This is a genomic window from Mycobacterium sp., from assembly GCF_032161845.1.
Classification (GTDB): domain Bacteria; phylum Actinomycetota; class Actinomycetes; order Mycobacteriales; family Mycobacteriaceae; genus Mycobacterium.
In genome coordinates this window covers 1-3,275 of sequence record NZ_JAVRQA010000451.1, presented here as the reverse complement: position 1 = coordinate 3,275, position 3,275 = coordinate 1, and the positions used below count along the sequence as shown (strand labels likewise).

The following is a 3,275-nucleotide window of genomic DNA, read 5'->3' as shown; positions in this document are numbered from 1 at the left end:
TGGACGCCGATGCCATCGCCACGTCCAATCAGGTGAGCGACATCGGCCAGGGCGACACCATCCCGGACGACTCCACCTCGGGTGCGACGGACGGGGATACGACCGGCACCTCCGACGACGGTTCGACCGGCACGGTGGACCCGGCTTCGGGCGATCTTCTCAACGGCAACCTGCTCAACGTCGATGTCAACGTCGACGTGGACACCGATCTCGCCGCCCCGATCAGCGGCGCCGTTGCCGCCAACGCCAACGTGGCCGCACCGATCAACGCGGGTGTCGCCGCGAACATCGGGTCGGTCGACTCCGACGCCATTGCCGATGCGCAGCAGGACGCCATCATCAACCAGACCATCACCGGCGAGGCCAATGCCGCCGCGAACCAGGACTCCACCATTTCCCAAGGAAGTGACACCCCTGGCGGCACCGCTGCCAGCGGTAGCACCACCGGTAGCACTGGCGGCGCTGCCTCGAGCGGTTCCGACGGTGCCTCCAGCGGCGGCACCGGCGGTACGTCCGGCGCCGGCAGCAGCGGTTCCACTAGCTGACACCCCGTCGTACAGGCGATGCCGTCGAGTGAAAGCGAAGCAGAACTGTGACGATCGACAGCGTCGCCGCCGAAGGCGCAAGTACGGCGCACTCAGCGCTGCGGCGCGCGGACGGCGTCCAGCTCATTGGGGAGATGGCGGGATCCGGTTACCGGGTTCCGCCATCCCTCGCTCGCCGGGCCGACGGACAGACGATCCAACTCACCCCCCTGCTGTACTCGATCCTGCTCCAAGTCGATGGGCGGCGTACCGCGGCCGAGGTAGCCGCCGCCGTCTCCGAGGACACCGGTCGGACGGTCAGCGAGGACAACGTCGCGCACTTCGTCGACGAACAACTGCGGCCATTGGGCCTGCTGGTGCAGGCCGACGGTACCGAGCCGGTAGTGAAGAAGCGCAATCCCCTTCTCGGCCTTCGGTTTCGCTATGCCGTCACCGATCCCGAGCTAACCCGGCGGATCACCGATCCCTTCAGGTTCCTGTTTCGGACCGCGATGGTCGTTCCGATGCTCGCGGCGTTCGCCGTGGTGTGCTGGTGGGTGTTCCTCCGCAAGGGGCTTGCCTCGGCGGCCTACGACGCGTTCGAGCGTCCCGGTCTGCTGATTCTGGTGTTCGCGGTTACCGTGCTATCGGCAGGCTTTCACGAATTCGGGCACGCCGCGGCCGCGAGATACGGCGGATCGACGCCGGGCGTCATGGGCTTCGGGATGTATCTGGTGTGGCCGGCCTTCTACACCGACGTCACCGATTCCTACCGGCTGGGCCGCGGCGGACGGTTGCGCACCGACCTCGGCGGCCTCTACTTCAACGCCATCGTCGCCGTCGCCATCACCGGTCTGTGGTGGTGGTTGCGGTATGACGCGCTGCTGCTCGTCGTGGCCACGCAGATCCTGCAGATGCTTCGCCAGCTTGCGCCGATGGTGCGATTCGACGGCTATCACGTCCTTGCCGACCTGACGGGTGTCCCGGACCTCTACGCCCGCATCAAGCCGACGCTGCTCGGCGTGCTGCCGTGGCGGTGGGGCGACCCCGAGGCGCGGCTGCTCAAACCGTGGGCCCGCATCGTCGTCACCCTCTGGGTCGTCATTGTGATTCCGCTCCTACTGAGCGCACTCGCGACGGCGGTCATCGCATTGCCCCGGCTCGTAGGCACCGCGTGGGCGAGCCTTGGCAAGCAGCAGGACGTTCTGACCACCGCGTGGGCCGACGGAGACATGCTTTCGGTCACCGCTCGCGTGGTCGCCATGATCGCGATCGTCATCCCCGTGGCCGGCGTCGTCTACATGTTGGTTCGACTCGTCCGGCGCAGCGCTGTCGGTGCTTGGGGCGGCACCGAAGGGAAGCCGGCGAAGCGCATCCTGGTCGCTGCCGCAGGCATCGCCTTCATCGGTGCAATCGGTTACGCATGGTTGCCCAACGAGAACAACTACCGGCCGATCCAGCCGTCTGAGCGGGGCACCATCGGCGACATCCTCTTTGCGCTGGAGACCCGCCCGATGGGCGGGCCCCCGACGACCGGTTCCACGCCGCGACTCGCCGCCGCCCCAACCCTCATCCAGGGCCAACGGGGCGTCATGCAATCGGTGTGGGACACCAGGACTCCGGTCCCGACGAAGGGCTCGCCACGGCTGGCGCTAGTGCTGGTTCCAAAGGCGCCCACTGGCGGCGGCGGTGCGATCAGCGCCCCTACGGCCGGGGTCGACAAGGGATGGGTCTTCCCCGTCAACAAGCCGCTTGCCCCGGCACCCGGTGATACCCAGGCGTTGGCGGTGAACACCACCGACGACACCGTCGTTTACGAAGCTGCCTTCGCCATGGTCTGGGTGACCGACGACACCGACGCAATGAACGTCAACGAGGCCCAGGCCTACGCATCGTGCGCCGACTGCGCGGCAGTCGCCGTGGCCTATCAGGTGGTCTTCGTCGTGGACAACGACGACGCCGACGACAACGTGGTGGCGCCCCAGAACCTCGCAGGCGCATTGAATTACGACTGTGCCAACTGCCTTACCTACGCGCTCGCGCGACAACTGTTCATCACGGTGGACGAACCGCTGTCCGACGACGCCATGGCCAAACTCGACGCCCTGTGGACCGAGATCGCCGCCTACGAAGATTCGATCGAAGCCGGTGAGGTGCCTCCCGAGGAGATCGACGCGCGGCTCGCTGCTTACAGCGACGAGATCAAGGCGATCGTCGAGGCCGACCAGCCGGGGTCCATCGTCTCGACATCGAATTCACCGCCCACTTCGGCCGGGTCACCAACCAGCAGCTCGGTGCAGACGTCTGCCGTGTCGACTGCGACCAGCTCACCGTCGAGCACCGCACCGCCGACGCCGAGCGCCACCACCGCGCCAAGCACCTCGGCCGAAGCCTCCACCTCGGCCGCGCCTGCTCCTAGCGCATCGACCGCCCCTAGCGGAACGGCGTCCACCGGCACCGCGCCCACCGACACGGCACCCAGTGGCACCGCGCCCAGCGGTGGGACCACTTCGGGAGGCACTGCGTCGGGAGGAACTGCGGCGGGAGGAACTGCGTCGCCGTGACCCATCAGTGGCACTAGTTTGCGCAGTCGGCAGGACGTCATGTTCATCGGTGCCCAAAACGTCGAATGGGTGATCGCGGCCGTTCCCGACTACCCGCAATCAGCGATCGAGTCGCAGTGTGGCTGAGCGTTACCCGACGCGCACGACGGGTGGCGGAGTCCAGCGGCCGTCCCGAACGGCGGCTTTC

Annotated in this window: 1 protein-coding gene and 1 pseudogene; both read left to right on the top strand. The window is 67.3% G+C overall.

Translation table 11 applies throughout. The features are described from left to right. Window positions 1–545, top strand: a pseudogene (locus QOD90_RS24520) (peptidoglycan-binding protein); the annotation flags it as partial. Window positions 546–592: 47 nt separating this feature from the next. After that, window positions 593–3,088, top strand: a complete 2,496-nt coding sequence (locus QOD90_RS24515; protein ID WP_526353956.1) for a zinc metalloprotease — start codon at window positions 593–595, stop codon at window positions 3,086–3,088. The last annotated feature ends 187 nt before the right edge of the window (window positions 3,089–3,275 follow it).